This is a genomic window from Pseudomonas sp. DWP2-2 (assembly GCF_049897065.1).
GTDB lineage: Bacteria > Pseudomonadota > Gammaproteobacteria > Pseudomonadales > Pseudomonadaceae > Aquipseudomonas > Aquipseudomonas paracarnis.
Map to the genome: position 1 here is coordinate 89,425 of NZ_JAFCVN010000006.1, position 25,148 is coordinate 114,572.

A 25,148-nucleotide genomic window follows, 5' to 3' on the forward strand; every position below is an offset into this window, starting at 1 on the left:
TTTCGCGCCGTTCACCGCTGGCGACCTTATGGAGTACACACTGATGTCGACCCCGTGGCATATTCTTGGCGCCGGCAGCCTGGGCACCCTCTGGGCCACGCGGCTGGCACGTGCGGGGGTGCCCGTCAGGCTGATTCTGCGCAATGAGGCGCGCCTGGCCGACTATCGAGCCGGCCAAGGGCTGACCCTGGTCGAGCAGGGTGTGGAACAGACTTACCCGGTAGTCGGTGAAACGCCTGACAGCCCGGAGCCGATTCATCGCCTGCTGGTCGCGTGCAAAGCCTACGATGCTCAAAGCGCTATCGCCCAGTTGCACCCTAGACTTGCGCCCGACGCCGAACTGATCCTGCTGCAAAACGGCCTTGGCAGCCAGGACGCAGTGGCTGCACAAGTGCCGTTGGCCCGTTGCATCTATGCCTCAAGTACCGAAGGCGCGTTTCGCGAAGGCGACTGGCGGGTGGTATTTGCCGGCCATGGTTACACCTGGCTGGGGGATGCGAGCCACCCCACGCCACCGCTGTGGCTGAACGACCTGCAAGCGGCCGGCATTCCCCACGATTGGGCCAGTGATATCCTCACACGCCTGTGGCGCAAGCTGGCGCTCAATTGCGCCATCAACCCGCTGACCGTGCTTTACCAGTGCCGCAACGGCGGTTTGCAAGCCCACGCGTGTGAAGTGGCAACCTTGTGCGCTGAATTGGCCGAGCTGCTGGAATGCTGCGGCCAACCTGCTGCCGCACAGGACCTGCACAGCGAAGTGCAGCGGGTGATCCAGGCCACGGCGGCCAATTACTCGTCCATGCACCAGGACGTGGCCAACCACCGACGTACCGAGATCAGCTACCTGCTGGGCTATGCCTGCCAGGCGGCGGCCCGCCATCAATTGGTGTTGCCGCACCTGCAACAGTTGCAAGCGCGCCTGGTCGAATATCTGCGCGCACGCGGATTGGCCAGCGACTGAGGCACGCGCTACCCTGCCTACCTGTCTATCACCTGGGAAACCCCTGATGCCATTGCGCCAGCGTCTTGAAAATCTACCGGTAGGGCAGAAACTGCTGGCGGCCCTGCTGGTGTTGTTGACCACCGTATTGCTGGTGGCCAACCTGACGTTTATCAGCGCCGCCTACTGGATCTCCCAGGAAAGCATGGCCCCCCAGGCCTTGCAGTCCATTGGTCGACTGGTGTCCAACCCCGCGCTTGCCGCCGAGGCCCTTGAGTCTCCGACCAAGGCCGAGGCGCTGCTCAATGAGCTGACCAGCTATTCACCGTTGCGCGCCGCCGCTTTGTACGATGGCGAAGGCAACCGCCTGGCGCAGATGCAGCACGGCGACCGCCTGCACCTGCCGGACCACTACCGGCATATCGAAGCGTGGCGCCTCACTGAATTTCGAAGTAACCAGGTCATCACCCTGCCCCGTGGTACTCAGCCTTCGGGGCATTTGTTGCTGGTGGCCAGCAGTGAGCTGCCGGTGGCGTTCTATACCGGCACGCTGACCGCCAGCCTGGGCATCCTGATTTTCAGTGTGTTGTTGTGGCTGGTCATCGCCCGGCAGATCAAACGCCTGATCACACGGCCAATTCATGAACTTGAAGAACTGTCCCGCCAGGTGACCCGCGAGGAGAACTACGCTTTACGCGCCGGGCGTGGCAACCGTGATGAAATCGGCAGCCTGGCCGAAGCGTTCAACACCATGTTGTCGCGCATTGAAGCCCGCGAGCAGCAACTCAAACGCGCACGCGACGACTCCCAGGCTGCGTATGACCAGGCTCAGGGCCTGGCCGAAGAAACCCGGCATACCAACCGCAAGCTGGAACTGGAAGTCCAGGTACGCAGCAAGATCGAGAAAAAGCTCACGGGCTTCCAGAACTACCTGAACAGCATTATCGACTCGATGCCCTCGGCGCTGATCGCCCTGGATGAACAACTCTACGTTACCCAGTGGAACCAGGAAGCCACCGCCCTATCCGGCACTCGCCTGGACGAAGCCCTGAACCAGCCGGTTTTCCTGGCATTCCAGCCGCTCAAGCCGTACCTGCCACAGATCAAGGCCACCGTGGAGCAACACACAGTGGAGCGGATAGAACGGGTCACCTGGATCAAGGACGACGAGCCCAAGCATTATGCGCTGACGTTCTACCCGTTGATGGGCGGCGCCGGGCGCGGTGTGGTTATCCGAATCGACGACATCACCCAGCGCCTGTCCCTGGAAGAAATGATGGTGCAATCGGAAAAAATGCTCTCCGTGGGCGGCCTGGCTGCAGGTATGGCCCATGAGATCAACAATCCGCTGGGCGCAATCCTGCATAACGTGCAGAACATTCGCCGGCGCCTGTCCCCCGAGCTGCCCAAGAACCTGGAACTTGCCGAACAGGTGGGCATCGAGCTGGAGACGGTCAACCGATACCTGCAAGGCCGCGAAGTCCCGCAATTGCTCGACGGCATTCAGCAGGCCGGGGCGCGTGCCGCGAAAATCGTTACCCACATGCTCAGTTTCAGCCGCCGCAGCAATCGCCAGATGGCGCCCTGCGATTTGCCGGCGCTGATCGACCAGGCCGTGGAAATCGCTGGCAACGACTTTGATCTGACCATTGGTTTCGACTTCAAGGGTCAGGCGATCATCCGCCAGTTCGATCCGCAACTGGGCCCGGTACCCGGCACCGCCAACGAGCTGGAACAAGTGCTGCTCAACCTGTTGAAGAACGCCGCCCAGGCCATTCACCTGCGTGAAGACGACAGCGAACCTGGGCGCATTATCCTGCGCACCCGTCTGAACCCGCCGTGGGCAGAAATCCAGGTAGAAGACAACGGCATCGGCATGAGCGAAAACGTGCGCAAGCGCACGTTCGAACCCTTCTTTACCACCAAGGAAATCGGCCAGGGCACCGGGCTAGGCCTGTCGGTGTCGTACTTCATCATCACCAACAACCACAAGGGCCAGATGGAGGTGCATTCCACCCTGGGCCAGGGCACCTGCTTTACCTTGCGCCTGCCTTTGGCCGGCAGCCAATTGCCCCCCACTGAACTTACCCAACTGGAGCACTGACCATGGGCTTTCGCCTGTCGAAGATCTACACCCGTACCGGCGACAAAGGCGAGACCGGCCTCGGCGACGGCCGCCGCGTGCCCAAGGACCATCCACGCGTGGAAGCGATTGGCGAGGTGGATACCCTGAACAGCCAACTGGGCCTGCTGCTGGCCAACCTTGAAGAACAAAGCGGCAAGCACCCGGCGTTGAAGGACGTGATTGAAGTGCTCACGCCTTGCCAGCACCGTCTGTTTGACTTGGGCGGTGAACTGGCAATGCCGGTATACAAGGCGCTGAATGCGGCGGAAGTGGATCGGCTGGAAGCAGCGATTGATCGCTGGAACGAGGAAGTCGGGCCGCTTGAGAATTTCATCCTGCCCGGCGGCTCAGCCCTGATTGCCCAGGCCCATGTGTGCCGCAGCCTGGCGCGCAGCGCCGAGCGCCGCTGTCAGCACTTGAATGCGGTGGAGCCACTGGAGGGTGTGGGGTTGGCGTACATCAATCGGTTGTCGGATTTGCTGTTTGTGGCGGCCAGGGTGATTGCCAAGCGCCAAGGCGTTGCGGAAGTGTTGTGGCAGGCGGCGGCCAAGCCACACTGACCTGATCGCTCCCACGCTCTGCGTGGGAATGTATCAAGGGACGCTCCGCGTCCAAAACATGACGCAGAGCGTCACAGGAGGCATTCCCACGCAGAGCGTGGGAATGATCATCACACCTGCGGCCAGAACGCTCGAATACCTGCCACACCTTGCGCACCAGCCTCCCAGGCCTGCTCCCGCTGCGCCGGCCCAACCCCGCCCAACAGAAACACCGGCTTGCTGAACCCGGCGATCAACTGCTGCGCCTGCTCCCACCCCAACGGCAGGGCATCCGGATGGGTCTGAGTCGGCTGGACGGGCGACAGGGTGACGAAATCCACGTCCATCATTTCTGCCAGGGCCAGCTCTTCCGCGTTATGGCACGAAGCCGCCAGCCAACGGTCTTTGGGCAGTGGGCGGCCCTTACTGGCGTATTTGCGCAACTGCGCCGAGGTCATGTGCCAGCCGGCAGCTGGGAAATCCCCCAGCCACTCGAACGGCCCCTTGAGCATCAATTGCGCCTTGCCGGCACACAGGCCCACCGCATCTACCGCCAGGTCACGGTATTTGGGGTCATAGCCGTTGGGCGCACGCAGTTGAACCAGCTTGATGCCACCAGCAATAGCCTTTTGGATACCGCGCAACAGCGTCGGGGTCTCCAGCTCGCCAGGGGTGATCAGGTACTCGGCGGGCAAGCGTGCCGCGGCGACAATCGGCGCATTCGCCGCCGGAAATTCATAGTTGACCAGGTCCCGCGGTGCCACCCACGCCAACGGCTGCCCTTCAGCGCCATGGGGCTCGCCGGTAAAGGCCGAGACTTCCCAGACATCCAGCAATACCTGCTTGTCCGGATAGTCATGTTGCACCTTGATCAGCGGCCGCGCCGTGGTGACCTGGATGCCCAGCTCTTCCTGCAATTCACGGGACAAAGCCGTGGCAACCGACTCATCAGCCTCCACCTTGCCGCCGGGAAACTCCCAGAGCCCGCCTTGATGCTGAGTATCGGCACGGCGCGCCAGCAGGATCCTGCCATCGACACCGCGGATCACCGCTGCTGCTACATGCACTCGTTTCACGCCACTGCTTCCTCTCGTCGTAGCCCTTTGTAGGAGCGAGCTTGCTCGCGAAGAACGTCAACGATAACGCGTGCATCCAGGATAACCGCGATGGCATTGAGTTTTTCGCGAGCAAGCTCGCTCCTACAGGGGGAGGGTCATTTTCAGGTACGGTATTCCGCGTTGATCTTCACGTACTCGTGGGACAGGTCGGTGGTCCAGATGGTTTCGCTGCAGTCACCACGACCCAGTTCGATACGGATGGTGATTTCTTCCTGCTGCATCACCGCCGAGCCCTGGGCTTCGGTGTAAGTTTCGGCGCGGGCGCCACGGCTGGCGATGCACACGTCACCCAGGAACACGTCGATCTTGCTCACGTCCAGGTCCGGCACGCCAGCACGGCCGACAGCCGCGAGGATACGGCCCCAGTTCGGGTCCGAAGCAAACAGCGCGGTTTTGATCAGCGGCGAGTGCGCCACGGTATAGCCCACATCCAGGCATTCCTGATGGTTGCCGCCACCGTTGACTTCAACAGTGACGAACTTGGTCGCGCCCTCGCCGTCACGCACGATGGCCTGGGCCACGTCCATGCACACTTCAAACACCGCCTGTTTCAACGCCGCGAACAATGGACCTTCGGTGGATGTGATTTCCGGCAGGTTGGCCTGGCCGGTGGCGATCAGCATGCAGCAGTCGTTGGTGGAGGTGTCACCGTCGATGGTGATGCGGTTGAACGACTTGTTGGCGCCATCCAGCATCAGGCGTTGCAGCACATCGCGGGAGACTTTGGCGTCGGTGGCGATATAACCGAGCATGGTGGCCATGTTTGGTCGAATCATGCCTGCGCCCTTGCTGATACCGGTGACGGTGATGGTCACGCCGTCATGCACGAACTGACGGCTCGCGCCTTTTGGCAAGGTATCGGTGGTCATGATGCCGGTAGCGGCAGCCGCCCAGTTATCCACAGACAGGTCATCGAGCGCGGCTTGCAGGGCACCTTCGATTTTTTCCACCGGCAGCGGCTCACCGATCACACCGGTGGAGTACGGCAGCACCTGGCTGGCATCGACGCCGGTCAACTGGGCCAGCTTGGCGCAGGTGCGCGCCGCCGCGACAAGGCCTGGCTCGCCGGTGCCGGCGTTGGCATTGCCGGTATTGGTCAGCAGGTAGCGAATCGACCCGGCCACCCGTTGCTTGGCCAGAATCACCGGCGCAGCGCAGAAGGCATTGAGGGTGAACACGCCCGCCACGGTCGAGCCTTCCGCACAACGCATCACCACCACATCCTTGCGCCCCGGGCGCTTGATGCCCGCCGAAGCGATACCGAGTTCAAAACCGGCAACCGGGTGCAACGTGGGCAAAGGACCAAGACCAACAGCCATGAATGCGCTCCTTAAAAATAGGTGATGTCTGTGCCGTCGCTATCGACGGTGGGAATTAATGGCAAAACGCCGCGACGGCAAAGGCCGGTCGCGGCGCGGGGTGTTGCAGCGTCAGGCGAAAATCTTATTCGATCTGGCCGTGGCAGTGTTTGAATTTCTTGCCCGAACCGCAGTAGCACAGCTCGTTGCGGCCCAGCTTCTGGTCATTGCGAACCGGGGTCTGGGCCAGGGCCACATCGACCTCTTCACCCAATGCCTCAGGCTCATCCAGGCCCGGCGCTTCGTCATGCTGGAACTGCATGCGCGCCGCCAGTGCTTCGGCTTCCTGACGCAGGCGTGCTTCTTCCTCGATCGGGTCTTCGCGACGCACCTGAACGTGGGACAGCACGCGGATCGAATCGCGCTTGATCGAATCCAGCAATTCGGAGAACAGCGTGAACGACTCGCGCTTGTACTCCTGCTTCGGGTTCTTCTGGGCGTAGCCACGCAGGTGGATACCGTGACGCAGGTGGTCCATGGTCGACAGGTGGTCTTTCCACAGGTCATCCAGCACGCGCAATACGATCTGTTTCTCGAAGGTGCGCAGAGCTTCGGCACTCGCCTGCTCTTCTTTCTCGTTGTACGCCGCCAGCAACTCGGCCATCAGTTTTTCGCGCAGGGTTTCTTCATACAGGTGGTCGTCTTCGTCCAGCCATTGCTGAACCGGCAAGTCCACACCGAAGTCGCTCTTCAATGCCGCTTCCAGGCCGGCAACATCCCACTGCTCAGGCAGCGACTGTGGCGGAATATGGGCGCTGACAGTGGCGTTGAGCACGTCCTGACGGAAATCAGCGATGGTCTCGCCAATGTTGTCGGCGGCCAGCAACGTGTTACGCATGTGATAGATCACTTTACGCTGTTCGTTGTTGACGTCGTCGAACTCGAGCAGTTGCTTGCGAATATCGAAGTTGCGGCCTTCTACTTTGCGCTGGGCCTTCTCGATGGCGTTGGTCACCATGCGGTGCTCGATCGCTTCACCGGACTGCATGCCCAGGGCTTTCATGAAGTTCTTCACCCGGTCCGATGCGAAGATACGCATCAGGCTGTCTTCCAACGACAGGTAGAAACGGCTGGAACCGGCATCACCCTGGCGGCCGGCACGGCCACGCAGCTGGTTGTCGATACGACGCGATTCGTGACGCTCGGACGCGATCACCTGCAAGCCACCGGATTCCAGCACAGCCTGGTGACGCTTCTGCCAGTCGGCCTTGATCTGGGCGATCTGCTCAGGCGTTGGGTTGTCGAGCGAGGCCACTTCCACTTCCCAGTTGCCGCCCAACAGGATGTCGGTACCACGACCGGCCATGTTGGTGGCGATGGTCAATGCGCCTGGGCGACCGGCCTGGGCAATGATCTCGGCTTCTTTTTCGTGGAACTTGGCGTTCAGTACCTTGTGCTCGATGCCTTCCTTGTTGAGCAGGTTGGACACGTGCTCGGAGGTCTCGATGGTGGCGGTACCCACCAGGATCGGACGGCCCTTGGCCATGCCGTCCTTGATGTCGTTGATGATCGCCGCGTATTTCTCTTCGGCGGTCAGGAACACCAGGTCGTTGTAGTCTTTACGCGCCAACGGTTTGTTCGGCGGAATGACCATCACGGCCAGGTTGTAGATCTGGTGGAATTCGAACGCTTCGGTGTCGGCCGTACCGGTCATGCCGGACAGCTTGTTGTACAGACGGAAGTAGTTCTGGAAGGTGGTGGACGCCAACGTCTGGCTTTCGGCCTGGATGTTGAGGTGTTCCTTGGCTTCGATGGCCTGGTGCAGCCCTTCGGACAGACGACGACCGGGCATGGTACGACCGGTGTGCTCGTCAACCAGTACCACCTGGCCGTCCTGCACGATGTATTCGACGTTGCGATGGAACAGCTTGTGGGCGCGCAGGCCAGCGTACACGTGGGTCAACAGGCCCAGGTTGTGCGCCGAGTACAGGCTTTCGCCTTCGGCCAGTTCGCCGATCTGGGTCAGCATTTCTTCGACAAACTGGTGACCGGCTTCGTTGAGTTCGACCTGGCGGGTCTTCTCGTCGATGGTGAAGTGACCTTCTTTGGTCACCACGCCTTCCACTTCCTCGATGTGCTGCTCAAGACGCGGGATCAACTTGTTGATCTCGGTGTACAGGCGCGAGCTGTCTTCGGCCTGGCCGGAGATGATCAGCGGGGTACGGGCTTCGTCGATGAGGATGGAGTCGACTTCGTCGATCACGGCAAAGTTGAGTTCACGCTGGAATTTTTCATCCATGCTGAACGCCATGTTGTCGCGCAGGTAGTCGAAACCGAATTCGTTGTTGGTGCCATAGGTGATGTCGCAGGCGTACGCGGCGCGCTTCTCTTCCGGCGGCTGGAACGGCGTTACCACGCCGACGGTCAGGCCGAGGAATTCATACAGCGGGCGCATCCAGTTGGCGTCCCGGCGAGCCAGGTAGTCGTTCACCGTCACAACGTGCACGCCCTTGCCGGACAGTGCGTTGAGGTAAACGCCCAGGGTTGCCACCAGGGTCTTGCCTTCACCGGTGCGCATTTCGGCAATCATGCCTTCATGCAAGGTCATGCCGCCGATCAACTGGACGTCGAAGTGGCGCATGCCCATGACGCGCTTACCGGCTTCACGGGCAACCGCGAAGGCTTCGGGCAGCAGCTTGTCGAGGGTTTCACCTTTGGCTATGCGGGCCTTGAACTCTTGGGTCTTGGCGCGCAATTGCTCGTCCGACAGAGCAACCATCTGCTCTTCGAAGGCATTGACCAGCTGCACCGTCTTGAGCATGCGTTTGACTTCGCGCTCATTCTTGCTTCCAAAAAGTTTCTTTAACAAAGGCGCAAACATATCGGCAGGTTCTTCCACACATAGGGATGGAGGGCGCACCGTGAGTGGCCCGAGCAGCCCTCACGGCCGCATTGCGAACGCGCATTCTACCCGGAATCGTGGGTGAGGAAAGTGGCGTTGTTCCCTGAGACAGGCACGGCATAGTGAGAGGGCATGTTTAAAATAAGGGCTTTTGCTGGAACTTCAACCCACTAGGCGCAGAAGTTACTTATTGATTTGACGGAGAAAGCCCTGCCGACGCAGAGCCTCGGGGCATACAGGTGCTTTCTGCTAAGATAGCCGCTCTGTTACCTAAGGTGTCTAAACATGGCATTTCGCCCTCTCACAGCCCGCGCCCCCGGCGCGTTGCTCCGCGAAGCCAAACCGCTGAAAGCTATCTTCGGCCAGGCGCAACGCTTGGGCCATCTGCAACGCCTGCTGGAAAGCCAACTGCAGCCGGCCGCCCGGGAACATTGTCACGTCGCCTCCTGGCGTGAAGGCAACCTGCTATTAATTGTCACCGATGGGCATTGGGCCACCCGCTTGCGCTACCAACAGAAGCGCTTGCAGCGCCAGTTGATGGCGTTCGACGAATTTGCCAATTTGACGCGCATTCAGTTCAAGGTACAGCCACCCACCGTGCCGCAAGGCGCAGTGGGGCATACCATGGACCTGTCGGAAACGGCCGCCGAAACCCTTCAGGCCACTGCTGAAGGGATCAACGACCCGGGGTTGCGCGCTGCCCTGGAACGGCTGGCCGCCCATGCCCGGCCCAAAGCCTGAAGCGCTATTTGCGTTTGCTGCCGCCCAGCAACGAACCCAGCAACCCCCGCACCAACTGGCGCCCCATCTGATTGGCGGCCTGCTGCATGGCTGATTTCAACGCCTTGCCCGCCGTGGTCCCCAGGAATGCACCCGCCTTGTCGGTGAAGCTCGGCTCTTCGGCGGCCGGAGCAGCCTGCTCGGCAGGCCCAAGCTCCTTGCGGGCCATCAGCACCTCATAGGCAGACTCACGATCCACTGGTTTGTCATAGCGCCCCAACAGCGGCGAACTGGCAACCAACGCTTTACGTTCGGCTTCGGTGAGCGGCCCGATCCGCGATTGCGGGGGAGCAACCAGTACGCGCTGGACGACTTCCGGCGTGCCCTTTTCCTGCAAGGTTCCCACCAATGCCTCACCGGTGCCCAATTCTGTAAGCACCGACAAAGTATCGAACGTCGGGTTGGGCCGAAAACCGTCCGCCACCGCTCGCAGGGATTTCTGCTCTTTGGCGGTGAATGCGCGCAAACCGTGCTGGATGCGCAGGCCCAGTTGCGCCAGTACCGTATCCGGCAGGTCGCCCGGCGACTGGGTGACGAAGTACACGCCAACCCCTTTGGAACGGATCAGGCGCACCACTTGCTCCAGACGCTCCTGCAAGGCTTTTGGCGTATCGGCGAACAACAAGTGCGCTTCATCGAAAAACAACGCCAGCAACGGTTTGTCGGCATCGCCGCGTTCCGGCAATTGTTCAAACAACTCTGCCAGCAGCCACAATAGGAAGGTCGCGTAGACCTTCGGCGCTTCATGCACCAAGCGGCTGGCGTCCAGCAGGTGGATGCGCCCACGCCCATCACTGGCGGGCTGCAAAATATCCTCCAGTTGCAGGGCCGGCTCGCCAAACAGGGCTTCGGCGCCCTGCTGCTCCAGCACTGCCAAACGCCGCAACAAGGCCTGGCTGGAACCGGTGGTCATCAAGGCGGCGTCTTCGCCCAGCAGTTCCGGGTGATAGCGCAGGTGATTGAGCAGTGCCTTGAGGTCCTTGAGGTCCAGCAGCAACAGGCCTTCGCGGTCGGCTACTTTGAACGCCGCATAGAGCGCCGATTGCTGGCTGTCGGTGAGTTCCAACAGGCTGCCGAGCAAGAGCGGGCCCATTTCACTGATGGTGGTGCGCAACGGATGACCGGATTGGCCGTGGATATCCCACAGGGTGACCGGGTACGCCTGGGCCGTGTAATCAAGGAAGGGCATACCGGCGATGCGCTCGGCCACTTTGCCCTGGGGGTTGGCGGCGGCGCCCAGGCCGCAGAGGTCGCCTTTGATGTCGGCAGCGAACACCGCCACACCCGCATCACTGAAGGCTTCCGCCAGGCGCTGCAAGGTGACGGTCTTGCCGGTGCCGGTGGCGCCGGCGATCAACCCATGACGGTTGGCCAGGCGCATGGACTGGGCGATGGGCTGGCCGTCAAGGCCTGCACCGATAAGCAGTTGTGTGGAGTCAGGCATTTCGTCACCTATGGTTAATCTTTAGTGCCGCGAGGTCGATATAGACGGATGTAAGCCCGACAAAGACTAAAAAACGGTCAGATAATTCCGATACGGACCAACGGAGCTATCACCAGAAATACCACACCTTTTTTAACGCTGCCATTTCGCGCCTCCCGCATTGGATGCGCCTCGGATATTAAGACCTTAGCGGACCCTTCAAGCCATGAACAAAAATCTGCGCTTCAGCCACAAGATCCTGCTTGCAGCCTCCCTTATCGTCATCGCCGCCTTTGCGTTGTTTACCCTCTACAACGACTATCTGCAGCGCAACGCGATTCGCGACGACCTCAACAACTACCTGCACGAGATGGGCGACGTTACCGCCAGCAACATCCAGACCTGGCTCACCGGACGTATCGCCCTGGTGGAAAACGCCGCACAGAACATCGCCATCAACCCTGAACAAAGCGTGGTCGCCAGCCTGCTGGAACAGAAAGCGCTGACCTCGTCATTCATGGCCACCTACGTCGGTGACAGCCAGGGCACCTTCACCATTCGTCCTGACACCAAGATGCCCGACGGCTTCGATCCGCGTGTTCGCCCCTGGTACAAGGGCGCCCAGGCCAGCAACGGTTCAACCCTGACCGAACCCTATATCGACGCGGCGACCGGGCAACTGATCATTTCTGTCGCCACGCCCAGCGCCAAGGGTGGCCAGAGCATCGGCGTAGTCGGCGGCGACCTGAGCCTGCAGACCCTGGTGGACAACATCGGCGCGCTGGATTTTGGCGGCATGGGTTATGCGTTCCTGGTCAGCGCCGACGGCAAAGTGCTGGTGCACCCGGATAAAGCCCTGGTGATGAAGACCCTGGCGGACGTTTATCCAAAAGACACGCCGAAGATCAGCGGCGACTTCAGCGAAGTGCAAGCCAACGGCAAGACCAATATCGTGACGTTCACACCGATCAAGGGCCTGCCCTCGGTAAACTGGTACCTGGGCGTTTCGGTGGATAAAGACAAGTCTTTCGCCATGCTCAGTGAGTTTCGCACCTCGGCGGTGATCGCCACGATCATCGCGGTGGTGATCATCATCGCCCTGCTCGGCATGCTGATCCGCGTCTTGCTGCAACCTTTGCACCTGATGACCCGAGCCATGCAGGACATTGCCGACGGTGAAGGCGACCTGACCCGCCGCCTGACCATCCAGAACAATGATGAATTCGGCACCCTGGGCAATGCTTTCAACCGCTTCGTCGAGCGCATTCATACCTCGATTCGCGAAGTGTCTTCAGCCACCGAGCACGTCAATGAAGTGGCCCTGCGGGTGGTCAGCGCCTCCAACTCGTCGATGGTCAACTCCGACGAACAGGCCAACCGCACTAACAGCGTCGCCGCCGCCATCAACCAACTGGGGGCCGCGGCCCAGGAGATCGCACGCAACGCCGCCCAAGCCTCCAGTCAGGCCAGCGATGCCAGGCACTTGGCCGAAGACGGCCAGCAGGTGGTTGAACGCAATATCAAGGCGATGACGCAGTTATCCAGCATGATCAGCACCTCAAGCACCAATATCGAAGCACTTAACAGCAAAACGGTGAATATCGGCCAGATTCTTGAGGTGATCACCAGCATTTCCCAGCAAACCAATCTGCTGGCGCTCAATGCGGCGATCGAAGCGGCGCGCGCCGGGGAAGCCGGGCGTGGCTTTGCGGTCGTGGCCGATGAAGTGCGCAACCTCGCTCATCGCACTCAGGAGTCGGCGCAACAGGTGCAGACGATGATCGAAGAGCTACAGGTGGGTGCCCGGGACTCGGTGACTACCATGAGCGAAAGCCAACGCCACAGCCTGGACAGCGTGGAAATCGCCAACCTGGCCGGCGAGCGCCTGAACAGCGTGACCCAGCGTATTGGCGAGATCGACGGCATGAACCAGTCGGTCGCCACCGCCACTGAAGAACAGACCTCGGTGGTGGAGTCGATCAATATGGACATCACCGAGATCAACACCCTCAACCAGGAAGGGGTGGAAAACCTGCAATCGACCCTGCGCGCCTGCTCGGACCTGGAACAACAGGCCTCGCGCTTGAAGCAATTGGTGGGCAGCTTCCGGATCTGAGGTGCCCCCACCTTAATCCACCTGTAGGAGCGAGCTTGCTCGCGAAAAACGTCAACGATAACGCGGGCTGCCTGAAGAAACGCGGAGTCTGTGAGTTTTTCGCGAGCAAGCTCGCTCCTACAGCGTGCGTTTGTCCACTCCCGCCACCGTCATGCTGCGAATCTAAACCGAACATCTATCCTTACCTCAGGTCCATCTAGGGAGAGCAATGGATCGGAGGGATGTTCATCGTGCATATCGCTGACATAACCATGTTCTACGCCCCGGCCAGCGGTGGCGTACGCACTTACCTTGACGCCAAGCACCGGCGTCTGGCGCTCAAGCCGGGCATTCGCCACAGCCTGTTGATTCCTGGCGCACACTTGAGCGAGCAGGACGGTATCTTCAAAGTACCGGCGCCCGCCCTGCCCTTCGGCAAAGGCTATCGCTTCCCCCTTCGTTTGGCGCCTTGGCGAAATGTCCTGCACGATTTACAGCCCGACCTGATCGAAGTTGGCGACCCTTACCTGACCGCCTGGGCCGCGCTGGATGCCCGACGCCAATTGGATGTGCCGGTCATCGGCTTTTACCACTCCGACTTGCCACTGCTGGTGAGCAATCGCATGGGGCCTTGGTTTACCCCCAATGTTGAAGCCTATGTGCGCAAACTCTATGGGAATTTTGACCGGGTGCTCGCCCCCAGCCAGGTAATGGCCGACAAGCTCACCGGGCTTGGCGTCAGAAATGTCTTCGTTCAACCCCTGGGCGTAGACCTGCAAACCTTCACCCCTGAGGTACGTGACCCCGGCCTGCGCGCCGAACTGGGGATTGGCGAAGACACTCGGCTACTGATCTTCGCCGGGCGCGGCTCCAGGGAGAAAAACCTGCCGGTGCTGCTCAACTGCATGAAACGCCTGGGGGAAGGCTACCACTTGCTGCTGGTGGGCTCCGGCATGCCGGCCAGCGTGCCAGACAATGTCACCGTGGTTGACGGATTCCGGCCCGCCCAACATGTCGCTCGGCTGATGGCCAGCGCCGACGCCTTACTGCATGGTGGTGACCAGGAGACCTTCGGCCTGGTGATCCTGGAAGCCATGGCCTGCGGTATTCCAGTGGTCGCCGTGGCGGCCGGGGCCTTTACCGAGATTGTCGACGAGCGTTGTGGCCTGCTGTGCGCGCCAAACAACCCCAAAGCCATGGCCGAGGCGGTGCGCGAGCTGTTCAGTACCGACAGCCGACGCCTGGGTGCTCAGGCTCGGCGCCATGTCGAGCAGCATTATGCGTGGAACACGGTAGTCGACAGCCTGCTGGGGCATTACTGCGCCGTGCTGGGCAGCCATGAACCGATGCTCGCCCATGGCTGAGCGCGCGCTGATGCTGGTACTGCACGACGTGGCCCCGCACACCTGGGCCGACTACCGGCCCTTCGTCGAGGCCGTCGATGCACTGGGCAACGTGCCCATCACTTGGCTGGTGGTGCCAGACTTCCATCACCATGACGACCTGGCCGCCCACCGCGATTTTCGGCGCCTGCTCGACAGCCGTGTCGCCAAGGGCGATGAGCTCACCTTGCACGGTTACTACCATTGCGACGACCAACCTCAGCCGCGTACGCCAAAAGAATGGTTTATGCGGCGCATCTATACCCACGAAGGCGAGTTTTACCAGCTGTCCGAAGCCGAGGCGTTGCGGCGGTTGACCGCCGGCATTGAGGTATTTGAGCGCAATGGCTGGCCGCTGCATGGCTTTGTTGCGCCCGCCTGGTTGATGAGCGACGGCACCCGGCAGGCATTGCGCCAGTTGCCGCTGAGCTACACCAGCGACCCACAACATCTTTATCGCCTGCCGGACTTTACGCCTATCAACGCCCCCGGCCTGGTGTGGAGCGCCCGCAGTGCCTGGCGCCGGGGATTGTCCAAAATCCTCAGTGATCGCCGTGAACAGCGGTGGCAGGAGGCCCCGCTGATCCGACTGGGTTTGCACCCGGTGGACATGCGCCACAGGTTTTCCCGCGATTATTGGCTAGACACCCTGCAACGCCTGCTCAACACGGGGCGCGTCCCCCAAACCAAGGCCGCCTGGCTGGCGACGCAGCCATGGGCCGACTGATCTGGTTAGTGTTGGCGCTCTTGGTGGCGCTGGTGATCCCATTGTGGCTGGGCGGCGGCGAAAGCATTGCGCGCCTGCGCCAGTTTCCCTTGCCCCAGTTACTGGGGATGTTCGCCATGATCATTGGCTGCTGGCTGATCAACAGTCTGCGTATCCGCCTACTGCTTGGCGAGCATCGCGGCGAGTTAGGCCCGCTTAAAAGCCTTGGCGTGGTGATATCCACCGAGTTCGCCATGTGTGCAACACCCGGCGGCAGCGGCGGGCCGTTGACCCTGATGGCCCTGCTGGCACGCAATGGCATCCGCCCCGCCCAAGGCAGCGCGGTGTTTGCCATGGACCAGTTGAGCGACCTAGTGTTTTTTCTCTGCGCACTGGTGGGGATCTTGCTATATGCGCTGTTCCATAGCCTCAGCCCGCGCCTGGAGTGGTTGCTGGGGCTCAGCGCCGTGTCGATGGTGGGTGGGGTAATCAGTGGCTGGGCCGTGGTGCATTTTCACCGACGGCTGATTCGCCTGGCGGGTTTGGTACTCAAGGCCATGAAGGTCAGTGCTATCACCCGCCGACGCTGGGCACGCCGGTTGCTGCGTTTTCTTGCGGCGTTCAGCGCCACCCTGAAACTACCCCGCAGCACCTTGCTTGGGGTCTTTGCGCTGACCAGCCTGCATTGGCTGCTGCGTTACAGCGTGCTGTACCTGGCGCTGCGCGGGTTGGGGGGCGAGGTGCAGTGGGCCTGGAGCTTTCTGATCCAGATGTTATCCCTGACTGCCGGGCAGTTCAGCCTGGCGCCAGGCGGGGCCGGCGCTGCGGAGTTGACGTCAGCGGCACTGCTGGCGCCCATGGTGGGCACATCCACAGCGGCTGCGGCGATTCTGATCTGGCGCGCGGTGACCTACTACTTCTATTTGCTGGCCGGTGCGCCAGTGTTTCTATTGATGGTCGGCAAACCGCTGCTCAAGCGTCTTTTTCAGGGGCGGCAGGCTGCTCATCCTGCGCCTGTGTCTGTTCCCATAAACGCGCCGCGCCTGGAAAATCAGTACCATCCTCGGCATCCAGCGCGTCCGGGTCGTAACGACTCAAACAGCCCTCGCCCAAGGTAGCAGGCGCCCGTGAGGTGGCTTTATCGAGCGGGTCGCTCATGGGAATCTCCTGAAACAGAAATAAAAAAGGGCCTGGAGAGTTTTACCTCCAGGCCCCGGTGTCTTTCAATCAAAACCGCTGGGTCAGAAGACCACGGTCTTGTTGCCGTGCACCAACACGCGATCTTCCAGGTGGTAGCGCAAGCCACGGGCCAACACCATCTTCTCGACATCACGGCCGAAACGCACCATGTCTTCAATACTGTCGCTGTGGCTGACGCGCACCACGTCCTGCTCGATGATCGGGCCGGCGTCCAGCTCTTCGGTCACGTAGTGGCAGGTTGCACCAATCAGCTTCACGCCACGCAGGGAAGCCTGGTGATAAGGCTTGGCACCAACAAAGGACGGCAAGAAGCTGTGGTGGATGTTGATCACCTTGCCAGCGTATTCGCGGCACAGCTCCGGTGGCAGGATCTGCATGTAGCGCGCCAGCACCACTACATCCGCGTCATGCTGCTTGACCAGGCGCGACACTTCGGCGAATGCCGGCTCCTTGTCCTGTGGGTTGACCGGCACATGGTAATAAGGGATGCCATGCCATTCGACCATGCTGCGCAGGTCGTCATGGTTGGAGATCACGCAGGCAATCTCGCAATCGAGTTCGTCGCTGTGCCAGCGGTGCAGCAGGTCTGCCAGGCAGTGGGATTCGCGGCTGGCCATCAGCACCACGCGTTTCTTCTGCTCTGTATCGGTGATGTGCCAGGTCATCGAAAACTCTTCGGCAATCGGCGCAAACGCCTCGCGGAAGGCTTCCAGGCCAAAGGGCAACGTATCGGCACGGATTTCGTGACGCATGAAAAACCAACCACTGAGATCGTCCGAGTGATGGCTCGCCTCGGTGATCCAGCCATTATGGGAAGCCAGAAAGTTACTGACCTTGGCAACGATGCCAACCCGGTCCGGGCAAGCAATCACCAGCCGAAAAGTGCGCATTAGGGGGAAACTCCAGAACTTCACAAAGGCCGCTATTCTAGCGATTACGCAGAAAAACTGCAGTATTCCCTTGCACCTTATCTTGAGGCATGGCCGTGGTAACACCCCTTAATCGTGTAAGGTTTTACCAGCGCTATATGACGATACAACGGCATGCTCAGGCCGATAGCAAAAAATTAAGGTGATTATCTTTTGCGCATAACGCTTACTAATTAACTCATCGGCCAGGTTTTCTCCCACACATTCAATGTCATTCGCCTAAATACCGTCTTAAATGTTTACTTGATGAAATTGCCTGACTATTATTAGGCCACTCACCCTGTCAATCAGCGTTCTACATAAGGTAGTCCACATGTCACTGATCAACGAATACCGCGCCACCGAAGAAGCTATCAAAGAGCTGCAAGCCCGTTTGAAGAACCTGTCCGAAGACGACAAGCTGAAAACCGAGCTGGAATTCGAAGGCAAATTGCGCACCCTGATGGGTGAATACTCCAAATCCCTGCGTGACATCATCGCGCTGCTGGATCCAGAGTCGAAAGTTAAAGCACCGCGTGGCGCTGTGAAAACTACCGGCACCAAGCGTGCTCGCAAGGTCAAGCAGTACAAAAACCCGCACAACGGCGAAGTGATTGAAACCAAAGGTGGCAACCACAAAACTCTGAAAGAGTGGAAAGCCAAGTGGGGCGGTGACGTAGTTGAAGGTTGGGCAACCCTGCTGGGCTAAGCCCGGTCGGACGTTCACCCGATACGTCACACATGAAAAACGCCAGCTTGCTGGCGTTTTTTATTGTCTGAATATTCTGTAGTTATGCACCTACAGATTCAGGCGCGCCGCTAAGGAATCCACATAGTCCTGCCATTGCGCCAGTACCTGGCACTGAAACGATGTAGCACTAACCGCCAACTCCTCACGCGCCTGCTTAAATGCCAAGAGGGTATTCGGCGCCCCCCACTGTGCATCCGACAAACGTTGCTGACAGAAAAGTTTCCAGCGTTGTTGCTCCTCATTGTTCAAGGTTTCAGGAAAGTTACGCGCCCGGTAGCGAAATAATAATTCCGGCAAACGATGATCATCGAACGGCCACTGCTGACGGGCTAATTGCGCGGGCTCTGCCATGCGAACTTGCTCACATAAACGGCGGTCACGGTCACCAATAAAACCCTCGTAGAGCTGCTGCTCCGGGTCCGAGTTTGACGCAAAGTCTTCCTCGGCATAAATGGCCGCTAACTTGTCCCGCCAAACTTCATGTGCGTCAGTTAGCCGCAGCGCCCGCGCGAGGCAAGCTTCCTTATCCAATTGAAGGCGCTCGAGGTCTTGAGGGCGCAGCACCTTCAACGGCGCAACCACCGGGCAGCGGTTGATATGCAGCAACTTGAGCGGAACCGGCAGTTCACCTTCGGCTAGCTCATCGCGGCGCGTGTAAAGACGCTGACGCAGCGTCGTCGCATCCAGGTCCAACAGCCCTTGTGGATCGAGCCCCAGGTCACAGACGATCAAGGCATTGCGATTGCGCGGGTGCCACGCCAGGGGCAAGACCACGCCCAGATAATGGCGCTCGGCGGAAAAACGCCCCGAGATATGCACCATCGGTTGCAGCAACCGCACCTGATCCATGACCCGCTGCTTGCTGCGCAATTGAAACAACCATTCATACAACTTCGGTTGTTTCTCCCGGACCAACCGCGCCAGGGCGATGGTTGCACGCACATCCGACAACGCATCATGGGCCTGGCCATGGTCGATGCCGTTGGCCTCGGTCAAGCGTTCGAGCTTGAGGGTCACACGCCCGTCCTGCTCGGGCCAGTTGATCCCCTCCGGCCGCAGGGCGTAGGCAGTGCGCATCACATCGATCAAGTCCCACCGGCTGTTGCCGCCCTGCCACTCGCGCGCATACGGGTCGAAAAAATTGCGGTACAGACTGTAGCGCGTCATTTCATCGTCGAATCGCAGGGTGTTGTAGCCGGCGCCGCAGGTACCTGGCGCGGCCAGTTCGGCGTGCACCCGAGTCATGAAATCGGCTTCGGCAAGGCCCTTCTCGGCGAGGACACCCGGCGTGATGCCCGTGATCGCGCACGCTGCCGGGTGAGGCAGGATATCGTCGCTGGGCTGGCAATAAAGATTGATCGGCGCACCGATCTCATTGAGCTCAAGGTCGGTGCGGATCCCGGCTACCTGGAGCGGGCGATCATTGCGCGGGTTGATGCCAGTGGTTTCATAGTCGTACCAGAAAATCGAGGTCACGGGCTATTCCTGTGCTGAAGATCGACAAAGTCTAGGCGCTGCAAGGCGTTGGGAGCCAGCGATACCTGACTGTATAAATATCCAGAAAACCCTCGAATGGTTGCTTCCACCGTTGACACTGCTAGCATCCGTGTCTCTCAAGTCGCCTCGCACTGCCAAGGATCGCAATGCCATCAACGCCTTTGGATACCCACTATCAGATAGAAACGCCGGAGGGCATCGACCTGCCCCTGCGTCCTGCTGGCCTGCCCTCTCGGGCATTGGCCTTTGCATTCGACCTGGGCGCGCGAGGGATCATCATGGGGATCCTGCTAGTGCCGCTGGCGCTGCTCGGCAATGTGGGGATCGGGCTGGGTTCGCTGCTGCTGTTCGTGGTGAGCTGGTGGTACATGGTGTTGTTCGAAGTGCTCAACCACGGCTGCTCGCCGGGCAAGCAGGTCATGGGCCTGCGCGTGGTACAGGATGACGGCACGCCCATTGGCTGGTCGGCATCATTGATACGCAACCTGCTGCGTTTTGTCGACATGCTGCCCTTCGGTTATTTCCTCGGCGCGATCAGTTGCCTGCAGCATCCGCACTTCAAGCGGCTCGGCGACCTGGCGGCAGGCACGCTGGTGGTCTACCGCGATCTGCCGCTGGTACGCCCGAGCATCCCTCAAGCACCCGCCCTGCGCCTACCCTTCGCACTGGAGCTGAGCGAACAGCGGGCCATCCTCGGTTTCGCCGAACGCCAGGCGGAACTCTCGGCCGAACGGGTGCATGAACTGGCCGCCATCCTCGCAGGGCCCCTGCAAGTGCCTGCACCGCGTGCCGTGGAGCAACTCAACGGTGTAGCCCGTGGTTTGTTGGGGCCGACATGAAGCAAAGCCTTTTTGAAAGCCGCCACCAGCATCAATGGCAAACCTTCGCCGAGCAGTTGAAGCAACTGGAGCAAGGTAAAGCCAAGGCCGCCGATGTCGCCGACTTCCCGCATCAATATCGACGCCTGTGCCAACATCTGGCCCTGGCTCAGCAGCGCGGCTACAGCAGTTACCTGGTCGATCCGTTGCAACAGCTGGCATTGCGCGGCCATCAACAACTGTATCGCCATCGCAGCCAACTGACGGCAAACATACTGGCGTTTCTTCTCGCCGACTTCCCGCGCCTGGTACGCGAACAATGGCGCTTCGTGCTGATCGCCGGCCTGCTGTTCTTTGGCAGCCTGGTGGGGATAGCCCTGCTGGTGTACCTGTTCCCCGACCTGATCTACAGCATCATCAGCCCCCAGCAGGTGGCCGAGATGCAGGGCATGTACAACCCCGATGCCAGCCGCCTGGGCCGCGCTGCCGAGCGTGCCGCCAGCGAAGACTGGATGATGTTTGGCTATTACGTGATGCACAACATCGGCATCGCCTTCCAGACCTTCGCCGCCGGCCTGTTGTTTGGCCTGGGCAGTGTGTTCTTCCTGATTTTCAACGGTTTGGTCATAGGTGCGGTCTCCGGGCACCTTACCGACATTGGCTATGGCCAGACCTTCTGGTCGTTTGTCATTGGTCACGGCGCATTCGAGTTGAGCGCCATCACACTGGCCGGTGCCGCAGGCTTGCAACTGGGCTGGTCACTGGTCGCCCCCGGGCGCTTGGCGCGCAGCGAAGCCCTGCGCCTGGCCGCGCGCAAAAGCGTAAGGATGCTCTGTGGTGTCATGGTGTTCCTGTTGATCGCCGCCTTTATCGAAGCCTACTGGTCCTCAACCACTCGCATTGAGCCCTGGATCAAGTACGCGGTAGGCGCCGCCCTCTGGCTGCTGGTGGCCGCTTACCTGACCCTGGCCGGGCGGAGTCGCCATGCGCCTGACTGACGCCAGCGTAGTCATTCGCCCGCGCACTTCCTGGGAAGCCATGGACTTGGGTGTGCTGATGGCCCGGGAACGCCGTTTCTTGCTGATGAGCAGTTGGGCGCTGGTGAGCCTTCCGATATTCAGCCTGTTGACGGTGCTGCTTTGGAGTTACCCGTCTCTGGTCATGTTCCTGTTCTGGTGGCTCAAGCCGGCCTTCGACCGCTTGCCGCTGTACATTCTTTCCCAGGCCCTGTTTGCTGAGCCCCCCAGCCTCAAACAGGCCGTTCGCCATTGGCCGCAGTTGCTCAAAGGGCAACTGTTCGCCAGCCTGACCTGGCGGCGGCTGAGCATGAGTCGCAGCTTCACCCTGCCCGTCAGCCAACTGGAAGGCCTGGACGGTGACGCACGTCAACGACGCCTTGGGGTGTTGCTGCAACGTAACGCTGGCGCCGCACGCTGGCTGACGACGATCGGCGTTCACCTGGAAATCGGCCTGTGGTTTGGCGGCATGGCCCTGTTCTATCTCTTCATCCCGCAACAGGTTGAACTGGACTGGGACTGGCAACGACTGGTATTGGCATCAGGCTCGGACGTGCTTTGGCTTGAGCACCTGAGCAATGCCTTCTATGCCCTGGTCCTGGTGTTCTGGGAACCCATCTACGTCGCCTGTGGCTTCAGCCTGTACCTCAACCGCCGCACGGTGCTGGAGGCCTGGGACCTGGAACTGGTATTCCGTCGCCTGCGCCAGCGCCTGAACAACGTTGCACCGCTGCTGTTGCTGGTCGTTGGCCTGGCACTGCTACAAATCAGCCCACCGACCATGGCAGATGAAACCACAGCCCATAAGCCACTCAGTACCCAGGCCGCCAGCCAATCCATCCAGGCATTGCTGGAAAAGCCACCTTTCAAGAACCCGGAAACCGTCACACGCTATCGGTTTGGCGAAGAAAAAGCGCCGGTTGAAAACAAGGCCAAGGGCGACGGCAAATTACCCGGCTGGCTCCAGGCACTGCTCGACAACCTTAACAGCGACACCTTCAAATACGTCGCCAAAACCTTGGAAATACTGCTCTGGAGCCTTGTGATTGGCGGCCTGGCCCTGGTGTTCTGGCGTTACCGTGAATGGTTGCTCACGTTCGTCAGCCGCCTCGGACCCACTCGCACTACCGCCCCCTCGCCCGTTCCCGCTCAGTTGTTCGGCTTGGAGCTGGGCGCCGAGACATTGCCCGAAGACATCGCCAGTACCGCCGAACAACTATGGCCCACCCAGCCCCGGGAAGCCCTTGGCCTGCTGTATCGCGGGTTGCTCAGCCGGCTGTTGCACGAGTTCGACCTGCCACTGACAAGCGCCGATACCGAGGGGCAGGTGCTGGAGCGCGTTCATCGTTTGCAACAACCGCAATTACTGGCGTTCAGCGACGAACTGACGCGCCACTGGCAAAACCTGGCCTATGGTCACCGCCTACCGCCCTCTTCAGCCCAACAAAAACTGTGCAGCGACTGGCGTGCTCTTTTCAGTGACGGAGCGAGCCAATGAACCGGGCGTTATGGTGGGTAGCGCTGCTACTGGCGTGCCTGTTGGGTGCGGGCGGCCTATATGGCTGGCACAAGGCAATTCCCTACGAGGAAGTGGTAAATCGCGGCCCGTCACCAGAGGCACGCGCCAACCCTTACCTGGCCGCCGAGCACTTTCTGCGCCAGCAAGGCGTGGTGGTGGCGCATGCCAATGGCCTTGAACGACTCGCCGAACTGCCCGCCAAAGGCCATAGCCTGTTGCTGCTGGGGGAGCGCAGCAACATGACCCCACGCCAGGTCGAACAACTGCTGGGCTGGGCAAAAGCCGGTGGCCACCTGCTACTGGTCGCCGAGGCATTATGGGATGAAGAAACCGGCACCAGCGGTGACTTGCTGCTTGATCGCCTCACTGTCCGCCAAACCTTGAGCGACACCTTCGACGAACCCGCGCCACCGCGTAAAAAAACCAAGCCGGACCTGACCAAGCTGTATGTCGACAACGAAACGGCACCGGCCTATTTCAGTTTTGACACCGACTTCAACCTCACCGACCCCAAGCACCTGGCGCAGTTTTCCGCCAACAGCGCCAAGTCCAGCCACCTGATGCAACTTGACCTGGGGCAAGGCCGCGTCACGGTGATCACCGACAGCGACCTGTGGAAAACCGCGGATATCGGCAAACATGATAACGCCTGGTTGCTGTGGTATCTGAACCAGGGCACTGACGTCACCCTGCTGTTCAACAGCGACACGGACGATCTGTTTACTCTATTGCTCCGTTATTTCCCCCAGGCCCTCGTCGCCCTGGTTGCGCTGCTTGCTCTGGGGCTGTGGCAGGCAGGCATGCGCCAAGGCCCGATCCAGGCACCGGCTCCCAAGGCACGTCGCCAGTTGCAGGAACACTTGAAGGCCAGCGCGGACTTCCTATTGCGCCGCAGCGGCCAGGGCACGTTGTTGCAAGCCTTGCGACACGACATTCTGCGCGCAGCCCGGCGACGCCATCCAGGGTTCGAACACCTCGATGCGTCAGAGCAACGCCAGGTGCTGGAACACCTTACGCGACAACCCCCTCACATCATCAGCCAGGCGCTTGAGCCCGTTGCGCTGAAGCGGCTCTCCAGCGCCGACTTCAGCCGACAGGTGGCGCACCTGCAAACCCTCAGGAATGCCTTATGAGCGACTCTCGACTGGCCACCACCCTGACCGCCGAAAACCTTCAGCATGCCAGCCAGCAGGCGCAGGCGCTGCGCGTGGAATTGCGCAAGGCCGTGATTGGCCAGGACCTTGTGATTGACGACGTGCTCACCGCCCTGATCGCAGGCGGCCACGTATTGCTGGAAGGCGTGCCAGGCCTGGGCAAGACCTTGCTGGTACGAGCCCTGGCCCGCTGCTTTGGCGGTGATTTCGCCCGTATCCAGTTCACCCCGGACCTGATGCCCAGCGATGTCACCGGCCACGCCGTTTACGACCTGCAGACCGAACAGTTCAAACTGCGCAAGGGGCCGATATTCACCCACCTGTTGCTGGCCGATGAGATCAACCGTGCCCCCGCCAAGACCCAGGCAGCGCTGCTGGAAGCCATGCAGGAACGTCAAGTGACCCTGGAGGGCGAGGCGTTGCCCATCGGCCAGCCCTTCATGGTGCTGGCGACCCAGAACCCCATCGAACAGGAAGGCACCTACCCACTGCCCGAGGCCGAGCTGGACCGGTTCATGCTCAAGGTGCGAATGGACTACCCAGATGCTCTACAAGAGCTGGATATGGTCCGCGAAGTGACGCGCTCGTCCAAGGCCGACATGCTGGAGGTACAGCCGTTGCGTACGGTGCTGCAAGCCGCGGACGTAGTAACGATGCAGCAAATTGCCAGTGACCTGCCACTCGATGAGCAGGTGCTCGACTACGCCGTGCGCCTGGCCCGTGCCACGCGCAGTTGGCCGGGGCTGGCCATCGGTGCCGGCCCCAGGGCCTCCATCGCCCTGGTACGCGGGGCACGTGCCCGTGCGCTGTTGCGCGGTGGCGAATTCGTCACCCCCGATGACATCAAGGGCTGCGCCCTGGCGGTACTGCGTCACCGGGTACGCATCGCACCAGAACTGGACATCGACGGCTTGGAAGTCGACCAGGTGCTCCAGCAGTTACTCGACCAGATTGCAGCACCAAGGCAATGACGCGGC

General features: G+C 60.5%; 20 protein-coding genes and 1 pseudogene. 15 read left to right on the top strand and 6 right to left on the bottom strand.

The window, feature by feature from the left end; all coding sequences use genetic code 11:
- The first annotated feature begins 43 nt into the window (after nt 1–43).
- From ACP7CZ_RS15380 to ACP7CZ_RS15390, 3 genes are read left to right on the top strand one after another with little or no spacing between them, the layout of a single operon-like run.
- Nucleotides 44–961, top strand: coding sequence for a putative 2-dehydropantoate 2-reductase (locus ACP7CZ_RS15380; RefSeq protein ID WP_072447142.1), 918 nt, complete (start codon nt 44–46; stop codon nt 959–961).
- Nucleotides 962–1,007: 46 nt separating this feature from the next.
- Nucleotides 1,008–3,044 (top strand): sensor histidine kinase, encoded by a 2,037-nt coding sequence (locus ACP7CZ_RS15385; RefSeq protein WP_054918432.1) that lies wholly within the window; start codon nt 1,008–1,010, stop codon nt 3,042–3,044.
- A gap of 2 nt (nt 3,045–3,046) precedes the next feature.
- Complete coding sequence (locus ACP7CZ_RS15390) at nt 3,047–3,625, top strand: cob(I)yrinic acid a,c-diamide adenosyltransferase (RefSeq protein WP_032895497.1); 579 nt, start codon at nt 3,047–3,049, stop codon at nt 3,623–3,625.
- A 110-nt stretch (nt 3,626–3,735) separates the two neighbouring features.
- Here the strand turns inward: ACP7CZ_RS15390 and ACP7CZ_RS15395 are convergent, their stop codons facing one another.
- The 3 genes from ACP7CZ_RS15395 to secA all read right to left on the bottom strand — a co-directional run bounded on the left by ACP7CZ_RS15395 (nt 3,736) and on the right by secA (nt 8,901).
- Nucleotides 3,736–4,680, bottom strand: coding sequence for a Nudix family hydrolase (locus ACP7CZ_RS15395; RefSeq protein WP_186527681.1), 945 nt, complete (start codon nt 4,678–4,680; stop codon nt 3,736–3,738).
- 143 nt (nt 4,681–4,823) lie between these two features.
- Nucleotides 4,824–6,041 carry a bifunctional glutamate N-acetyltransferase/amino-acid acetyltransferase ArgJ gene (argJ, locus tag ACP7CZ_RS15400; RefSeq protein ID WP_181123927.1) on the bottom strand — a complete coding sequence of 406 codons (1,218 nt, stop codon included), beginning with the start codon at nt 6,039–6,041 and terminating at the stop codon, nt 4,824–4,826.
- Nucleotides 6,042–6,165: 124 nt separating this feature from the next.
- Nucleotides 6,166–8,901 (bottom strand): preprotein translocase subunit SecA, encoded by a 2,736-nt coding sequence (secA, locus tag ACP7CZ_RS15405; RefSeq protein ID WP_014719726.1) that lies wholly within the window; start codon nt 8,899–8,901, stop codon nt 6,166–6,168.
- 306 nt (nt 8,902–9,207) lie between these two features.
- Between secA and ACP7CZ_RS15410 the strand changes: the two genes are divergently transcribed.
- Nucleotides 9,208–9,663, top strand: coding sequence for a DUF721 domain-containing protein (locus tag ACP7CZ_RS15410; RefSeq protein WP_034128591.1), 456 nt, complete (start codon nt 9,208–9,210; stop codon nt 9,661–9,663).
- Between the two features lie 4 nt (nt 9,664–9,667).
- Here the strand turns inward: ACP7CZ_RS15410 and ACP7CZ_RS15415 are convergent, their stop codons facing one another.
- Complete coding sequence (locus ACP7CZ_RS15415) at nt 9,668–11,146, bottom strand: helicase HerA-like domain-containing protein (RefSeq protein WP_054898007.1); 1,479 nt, start codon at nt 11,144–11,146, stop codon at nt 9,668–9,670.
- Nucleotides 11,147–11,351: 205 nt separating this feature from the next.
- On the opposite strand from ACP7CZ_RS15415, the pseudogene ACP7CZ_RS15420 reads away from it, so the two are divergent.
- The 5 genes and pseudogenes from ACP7CZ_RS15420 to ACP7CZ_RS15440 form a co-directional block, all read left to right on the top strand.
- Nucleotides 11,352–12,383: pseudogene (locus ACP7CZ_RS15420) on the top strand (HAMP domain-containing protein); the annotation flags it as partial.
- A 93-nt stretch (nt 12,384–12,476) separates the two neighbouring features.
- Complete coding sequence (locus tag ACP7CZ_RS15425) at nt 12,477–13,241, top strand: methyl-accepting chemotaxis protein (RefSeq protein WP_370694806.1); 765 nt, start codon at nt 12,477–12,479, stop codon at nt 13,239–13,241.
- Nucleotides 13,242–13,462: 221 nt separating this feature from the next.
- Nucleotides 13,463–14,584, top strand: coding sequence for a glycosyltransferase family 4 protein (locus ACP7CZ_RS15430; protein ID WP_294204726.1), 1,122 nt, complete (start codon nt 13,463–13,465; stop codon nt 14,582–14,584).
- Nucleotides 14,577–15,329, top strand: a complete 753-nt coding sequence (locus tag ACP7CZ_RS15435) for a polysaccharide deacetylase family protein (RefSeq protein WP_294204727.1) — start codon at nt 14,577–14,579, stop codon at nt 15,327–15,329. Before ACP7CZ_RS15430 ends, ACP7CZ_RS15435 begins: the two co-directional genes overlap by 8 nt.
- Entirely contained in the window at nt 15,317–16,426 is a 1,110-nt protein-coding gene (locus ACP7CZ_RS15440) for a lysylphosphatidylglycerol synthase transmembrane domain-containing protein (protein ID WP_054898010.1), read from the top strand. Before ACP7CZ_RS15435 ends, ACP7CZ_RS15440 begins: the two co-directional genes overlap by 13 nt.
- Nucleotides 16,427–16,549: 123 nt before the next feature.
- On the opposite strand, the gene purU is transcribed toward ACP7CZ_RS15440, so the two are convergent.
- Complete coding sequence (gene purU / locus ACP7CZ_RS15445; protein ID WP_019821236.1) at nt 16,550–17,398, bottom strand: formyltetrahydrofolate deformylase; 849 nt, start codon at nt 17,396–17,398, stop codon at nt 16,550–16,552.
- 352 nt (nt 17,399–17,750) lie between these two features.
- On the opposite strand from purU, the gene mvaT reads away from it, so the two are divergent.
- Nucleotides 17,751–18,125 (top strand): histone-like nucleoid-structuring protein MvaT, encoded by a 375-nt coding sequence (gene mvaT, locus ACP7CZ_RS15450; protein ID WP_019821235.1) that lies wholly within the window; start codon nt 17,751–17,753, stop codon nt 18,123–18,125.
- Nucleotides 18,126–18,215: 90 nt separating this feature from the next.
- Here mvaT and sbcB read toward each other — a convergent pair whose 3' ends face one another.
- Nucleotides 18,216–19,643, bottom strand: coding sequence for an exodeoxyribonuclease I (gene sbcB / locus ACP7CZ_RS15455; RefSeq protein ID WP_072447151.1), 1,428 nt, complete (start codon nt 19,641–19,643; stop codon nt 18,216–18,218).
- Nucleotides 19,644–19,810: 167 nt separating this feature from the next.
- Here sbcB and ACP7CZ_RS15460 point away from each other — a divergent pair, with 167 nt between their 5' ends.
- Genes ACP7CZ_RS15460 through ACP7CZ_RS15480 form a run of 5 tightly spaced genes read left to right on the top strand, consistent with a single transcriptional unit; the run spans nt 19,811 to nt 25,142 of the window.
- Entirely contained in the window at nt 19,811–20,503 is a 693-nt protein-coding gene (locus ACP7CZ_RS15460) for an RDD family protein (RefSeq protein WP_089042395.1), read from the top strand.
- Nucleotides 20,500–21,480, top strand: a complete 981-nt coding sequence (locus tag ACP7CZ_RS15465) for a stage II sporulation protein M (RefSeq protein WP_294204731.1) — start codon at nt 20,500–20,502, stop codon at nt 21,478–21,480. Before ACP7CZ_RS15460 ends, ACP7CZ_RS15465 begins: the two co-directional genes overlap by 4 nt.
- The gene (locus ACP7CZ_RS15470; protein WP_070415506.1) at nt 21,467–22,996 is read left to right on the top strand and encodes a DUF4129 domain-containing protein; all 1,530 of its coding nucleotides are present in this window, start codon (nt 21,467–21,469) and stop codon (nt 22,994–22,996) included. Before ACP7CZ_RS15465 ends, ACP7CZ_RS15470 begins: the two co-directional genes overlap by 14 nt.
- Complete coding sequence (locus tag ACP7CZ_RS15475) at nt 22,993–24,150, top strand: DUF4350 domain-containing protein (protein ID WP_197900796.1); 1,158 nt, start codon at nt 22,993–22,995, stop codon at nt 24,148–24,150. The genes ACP7CZ_RS15470 and ACP7CZ_RS15475 overlap by 4 nt, the downstream gene beginning before the upstream one ends.
- Complete coding sequence (locus tag ACP7CZ_RS15480; RefSeq protein WP_197900797.1) at nt 24,147–25,142, top strand: AAA family ATPase; 996 nt, start codon at nt 24,147–24,149, stop codon at nt 25,140–25,142. The genes ACP7CZ_RS15475 and ACP7CZ_RS15480 overlap by 4 nt, the downstream gene beginning before the upstream one ends.
- Nucleotides 25,143–25,148 lie beyond the last annotated feature (6 nt).